The organism is Burkholderia sp. Tr-862, assembly GCF_011753085.1.
GTDB classification, from domain to species: Bacteria; Pseudomonadota; Gammaproteobacteria; order Burkholderiales; family Burkholderiaceae; genus Burkholderia; species Burkholderia ambifaria.
The window spans coordinates 1-5,916 of record NZ_VWWG01000260.1; the positions used below are offsets into that span (position 1 = coordinate 1).

Genomic DNA, 5,916 nt, shown 5'->3' on the forward strand with positions numbered 1-5,916 from the left:
TTCCGCGCCGGCTTCGCGCAGCCGCTCGGCGAGCCATTCGCGCCCGCCGTCGCCGCGCACGATCAGCACGCGCTTGCCGGCGAGCGCCTGCGCGCCGCCGAACGCGGCCTCGATGCTCGCGAACAGGTTTTCCGAATCGTAATGCGGGACACCGCCGTCGGCGGGCGCCTGCGGCGCGATCACACGATGCGCGGGCGCCGCGATCCCGTGGCGCTCGAGCGCCGCGACGCTGCCCGGGCCGACGACGCCGACCGGCAGTGCATTCGGCCAGATCGCGCCGTACTGCGCGAGCGCGCGGTCGATCGCGTTCGGCGACACGAAGATCACCAGCGCGTAACGGTCAAGCGCCGCGAACGCGGCGTCGAGCGGCGCCGGATCGTCGACCGGCGCGATGTCGATCAGCGGGAATTCGAGCACGTCGCAGCCGGCCTCGGCCAGCTGGGCCGAGAGTCCGGCCGACTGGCCGTCCGGACGCGTCAGGACGGCGGTGAACGCGCGCGCGCCGCCCGCCATCAGGCGTCGCCCTTGCCGGCCTGCGACGCGGCGAGCAGTGCGTTGACGATGTCGAGCGCGCCCTGCGCCTCCAGCTCGTCGGACACCGCGCGGCCGAGCGCGAGCGCATCGGCGACGGTCATGACGGCGCCGCACTCCTCGGCCGTCAGCACGCGCTGGCCGTCGGTCGTCGACACGCGGCCCGTCAGGTACAGCTCGCCGGCGCGCCACACCGCGTGCGCGGCGAGCGGCACCTCGCAGCTGCCGCCGAGTGCGCGCGACACCATCCGCTCGGCCTCGACCGCGAGCGCGGTCTGCGGGTCGTGCAGCGGCGCGAGCCATGCGGCGACGTCCGTGCGGTGCGCGGCGATTTCGATGCCGAGCGCGCCCTGACCGGCCGCGGGCGGGCTGTCCTCGACGTCGATCAGTGTACGGATTCGCGCTTCGAGGCCGAGGCGTTTCAGGCCGGCGGCCGCGAGAATGATCGCCGCATAGTCGCCGCGATCGAGCTTTGACAGGCGCGTGTCGAGGTTGCCGCGCAGCGGCAGCACGTCGAGGTGCGGATAGCGCGCGCGCAGCATTGCCTCGCGGCGCAGGCTCGACGTGCCGACGACGGCGCCGGCCGGCAGCGCGTCGAGCGACGCGTAGTCGTTCGACACGAACGCATCGCGCGGATCCTCACGCTCCATGATCGCCGTGAGCGCGAAGCCGTCGGGCAGCGCCATCGGCACGTCCTTCAGCGAATGCACGGCCAGGTCGGCGCGACCGTCGGCGAGCGCATTCTCCAGCTCCTTCACGAACAGGCCCTTGCCGCCGACCTTCGACAGCGTACGATCGAGAATCTGGTCGCCGCGGGTCGTCATCCCGAGGATTTTCACGTCGCAAGCTGGATATAATTTGCGCAGCGCATCACGCACATGTTCGGCTTGCCACATCGCCAGGCGGCTCTCGCGCGAAGCAATCGTCAGCGTCGCAGGGGCTTGTGCCGAAATAGTCTCGGAATTCATTGCTGGAACATCGAAGGACGGGATGGAAGATCGAACAATGGTAGCACGCACGCTTCGGCCCGCCCGGGCCCGGAGCCCACGCCCGCCGCGCTTCGGCGCGGGCGGGGACACCGATGCGCGGATGCGCCGCACGTAGCTGGTTGCTTGACCGCAGTTCCCGTAGTTTCCGCAGTACCCGCAGTCCCTTTTGACTCGAGCTTTCCCAAGGAAACCCATCGTGAAGTCTTCCGGATCGGCGCGTACGACGCGCCGCAATGCTGCCTTGCCCTCCCCCGACGCCCAGACGGGCACCATCGCCACCGCCGCGAACGGCCGTGCGAAAACGGCAACGAAACCGAAAGACTCGATACCTCGGACAAAACGCGCGATCAAGACGTCGGGCCCGGCTGCCCGCACGGCGAAGCCCGGCGTGCGCACGCGCGAGGACAAGGACGGCCCGCTGTTCGAGGACATCCGCTTCCTCGGCCGCCTGCTCGGCGACGTGGTGCGCGAACAGGAAGGCGACACCGTGTTCGACGTCGTCGAAACGATCCGACAGACCGCGGTGAAGTTCCGTCGCGAAGACGACAGCGAAGCCGCGCAGACTTTGGAGAAAAAGCTGCGCAAGCTGACGCCGGAGCAGACGGTGAGCGTCGTGCGCGCGTTCAGCTATTTCTCGCACCTCGCGAACATCGCGGAAGACCGCCACCACAACCGCCGCCGCCGCATCCACGCGCTGGCCGGCTCCGCGCCGCAGCCCGGCACCGTCGCGTACGCGCTCGAACAGCTGAAGACGACCGGCAACGCGTCGAAGCGCCTGCTGCAGCGCTTCTTCGACGATGCGCTGATCGTGCCGGTGCTGACCGCGCACCCGACGGAAGTGCAGCGCAAGAGCATCCTCGACGCGCAGCACGACATCGCGCGGCTGCTCGCCGAACGCGACCAGCCGCTCACCGCGCGCGAACGCTCGTACAACGAATCGATGCTGCGCGCGCGCGTGACCGCGCTGTGGCAGACCCGCATGCTGCGCGACTCGCGCCTGACGGTCGGCGACGAGATCGAGAACGCGCTGTCGTACTACCGCGCGACGTTCCTCGACGAGCTGCCCGCGCTGTACGGCGACATCGAGGCCGCGCTCGCCGAGCACGGCCTGTCCGCGCGCGTGCCCGCGTTCTTCCAGATGGGCAGCTGGATCGGCGGCGATCGCGACGGCAACCCGAACGTCACCGGCCCGACGCTCGACGAAGCGATCAACCGCCAGGCCGCGGTGATCCTCGAACATTATCTGGAACAGGTGCACAAGCTCGGTGCCGAGCTGTCGGTGTCGAACCTGCTGGTCGGCGCGAACGACGCGGTGAAGGCGCTCGCGGCCGCCTCGCCCGACCAGTCGCCGCACCGCGTCGACGAACCGTATCGCCGCGCGCTGATCGGCATCTACACGCGGCTCGCCGCCAGCGCGCGCGTGCGGCTCGGCGAAGGCACGGTGCCGGTGCGCAGCGCGGGCCGCGGCGCGCCGCCGGTGCGCGCGATTCCGTATGCGGATTCCGAAGCGTTCGTCGCCGACCTGAAGGTGCTGACCGCATCGCTCGAAGAACACCACGGCGCGTCGCTCGCCGCGCCGCGCCTGGCGCCGCTGGTGCGCGCGGCCGAAGTGTTCGGCTTCCATCTCGCGAGCATCGACCTGCGCCAGAGCTCCGACATCCACGAAGCCGTGGTCGCCGAGCTGTTCGCGCGTGCCGGCGTCGAAGCCGACTACGCGGCGCTCGCCGAGGAAGACAAGCTGCGCGTGCTGCTGGCTGCACTCGCCGATCCGCGCCCGCTGCGCTCGCCGTACCTCGAATACTCGGCGCTCGCGCAGAGCGAGCTCGGCGTGTTCGAGAAGGCCCGCGACGTGCGCGCGCAGTTCGGCGCGCGCGCGGTGCGCAACTACATCATCTCGCATACGGAAACCGTCAGCGACCTCGTCGAGGTGCTGCTGCTGCAGAAGGAAACGGGCCTGCTCGAAGGCCCGCTCGGCAGCCATGCGAAGAGCGGCCTGATGGTGATCCCGCTGTTCGAGACGATCCCCGACCTGCGCGACGCCGCGCGCATCATGCGCGAATACTTCGCGCTGCCGGGCATCGACGCGCTGATCGCGCACCAGGGCGCCGAGCAGGAGGTGATGCTCGGCTATTCGGACAGCAACAAGGACGGCGGCTTCCTGACGTCGAACTGGGAGCTGTATCGCGCCGAACTCGCGCTCGTCGACGTGTTCCGCGAACGCAAGATCACGCTGCGGCTGTTCCACGGCCGCGGCGGCACGGTCGGCCGCGGGGGCGGCCCGACCTACCAGGCGATCCTGTCGCAGCCGCCGGGTACCGTCAACGGCCAGATCCGCCTGACCGAACAGGGCGAGGTGATCGCGAGCAAGTTCGCGAACCCCGAAATCGGCCGGCGCAACCTCGAGACGGTGGTCGCCGCGACGCTCGAGGCGTCGCTGCTGCCGCAGTCGAACGCGCCCGCACAACTGCCCGCGTTCGAAGCCGCGATGCAGACGCTGTCGGACGCCGCGATGGCGTCGTATCGCGCGCTCGTCTATGAAACGCCCGGCTTCACCGACTACTTCTTCTCGTCGACGCCGATCACCGAGATCGCGGAGCTGAACATCGGCAGCCGCCCGGCCTCGCGCAAGCTGCAGGATCCGAAGAACCGCAAGATCGAAGACCTGCGCGCGATTCCGTGGGGCTTCTCGTGGGGTCAGTGCCGGCTGCTGCTGACGGGCTGGTACGGCTTCGGCAGCGCGGTGAGCGCGTATCTCGACGGCGCGCAGGACGAAGCCGAACGCACGAAGCGCCTGACGCTGCTCAAGAAGATGAACAAGACCTGGCCGTTCTTCGCGAACCTGCTGTCGAACATGGACATGGTGCTCGCGAAGACCGATCTCGCGGTCGCGTCGCGCTATGCGCAGCTGGTCGCCGACCGCAAGCTGCGCAAGCACGTGTTCGAGCGGATCGTCGCGGAATGGGAGCGCACGTCGCAGGCGCTCGCGGAAATCACCGGGCACGAAGGCCGCCTCGCGACCAACCCGCTGCTCGCGCGCTCGATCAAGAACCGCTTCCCGTATCTCGATCCGCTGAACCACCTGCAGGTCGAGCTGATCAAGCGTCACCGCGCGGGCGACACGAACGCGCGGCTGCGCCGCGGGATTCACCTGACCATCAACGGGATCGCGGCCGGCCTGCGCAACACGGGCTGATCCGCGCACGGCGCGGGTCCGCCCCGAGCCGGCCGGCATCGCGATACGAAAGCCGCGATACGCGCGTCACGCGTATCGCGGCTTTTTTCATTGGTCGGCGCGGCGGTACGACGGCACGACGGCGACAGCGACGGCCGCCGTGCCGCCGATTCAATGCGCGTCGATCAGCAACGCGTCGTGCTCGAACGATCCGTCCGGCTGCACCGCGTAGTAGCCGCGCACCTCGTCGGGCGCATGCGCCCACAGCGCGCGGATGCCCGCGACGCTGTCGGCCGGCGTGCGGATCCGCTCGACCCACGTCTCGAAATCGATCGGCAGGCGCCAGCGGCTTTGCACCTGTGCATCGAAACCGGCACCGCGGAACATCGCGAGCCATTCGTCGGCACGGTAGTCGCGCACGTGGGACGCGTCTCGCAGCACTTCCGCGGCCTGCAAATACGTGTCGAGCAGCGGATGGTCGTTGCCCGCGATGTCGATCATCAGCACGCGGCCGCCCGGCTTGAGCACGCGGCGCACCTCGGCGAGCGCCGCGCGCACGTCGTGCCAGTGATGCGCACTCATCCGGCTGACCACCCAGTCGAAGGTGCCCGCGTCGAACGGCAGCCGCTCGGCCGGCCCCTGCTGCGTGCGGATGTTCGCGAGCCCGCGCTCGCGCGCGGCTGCGTCGACGGTCGCGAGCATCGGCGCGGCGAGATCGTAGGCGACCACGTCGCGCACGTGGGGCGCGACTGCAAAGCTCGCGTGGCCCGCGCCGCAGCCGAGATCGAGCACCGCGCCGTCGGACGTCGCGCGCACGGCGTCCGCCAGTGCCTGCAGATCGGCGCCCGTCGCGTGGACCGTGCTCGTCAGGTAGGCGGCGGCCGTCGTGCCGAATGCGTCGGCGACCTGGTCGTGGTGTTTCATCGTTCGCTCCTTCGTTGGGTGGGGCGCCCGCTGCCTGTCAGCGCGCGAATCGCTACAATAGGGCCGCGCTTGTACCAGTACAAGTTAAGCGGTTATTCTGGTATTTGTTACACCTGCCTGATTTCCGGCCCGATCTTCGCCGCGCATCCCGCGCCTTTTTTGTCGTTTCAGCCGTTTCCGCATGAACCAGCCGTCCTCCGCCCCCACCCCGCCGCTCGACGCCACGCCCGCCCGCGCGCTCGGCGAATTCATCCGCGCGCATCGCGAACGGCTGTCGCCGCAGGCCGTCGGCCTGCCGCC

4 protein-coding genes and 1 pseudogene are annotated in these 5,916 nt (G+C 69.6%); 2 read left to right on the forward strand and 3 right to left on the reverse strand.

The window, feature by feature from the left end:
* Together F3J14_RS33070 and hemC are read right to left on the reverse strand one after the other, a co-directional pair.
* On the reverse strand, positions 1–513 hold a 513-nt coding region (locus tag F3J14_RS33070), incomplete at its 3' end, for a uroporphyrinogen-III synthase (protein WP_211080422.1).
* Positions 513–1,499 (reverse strand): hydroxymethylbilane synthase, encoded by a 987-nt coding sequence (hemC, locus tag F3J14_RS33075; protein ID WP_166726488.1) that lies wholly within the window; start codon positions 1,497–1,499, stop codon positions 513–515. The genes hemC and F3J14_RS33070, both read right to left, overlap by 1 nt.
* A gap of 217 nt (positions 1,500–1,716) precedes the next feature.
* Here hemC and ppc point away from each other — a divergent pair, with 217 nt between their 5' ends.
* Positions 1,717–4,713: a phosphoenolpyruvate carboxylase gene (ppc, locus tag F3J14_RS33080; RefSeq protein WP_166726489.1), complete on the forward strand. Its 2,997-nt coding sequence runs from the start codon at positions 1,717–1,719 to the stop codon at positions 4,711–4,713.
* Positions 4,714–4,863: 150 nt separating this feature from the next.
* Here the strand turns inward: ppc and F3J14_RS33085 are convergent, their stop codons facing one another.
* Positions 4,864–5,616, reverse strand: a complete 753-nt coding sequence (locus F3J14_RS33085; protein WP_166726490.1) for a class I SAM-dependent methyltransferase — start codon at positions 5,614–5,616, stop codon at positions 4,864–4,866.
* 181 nt (positions 5,617–5,797) lie between these two features.
* On the opposite strand from F3J14_RS33085, the pseudogene F3J14_RS33090 reads away from it, so the two are divergent.
* Positions 5,798–5,916: pseudogene (locus F3J14_RS33090) on the forward strand (transcriptional regulator); the annotation flags it as partial.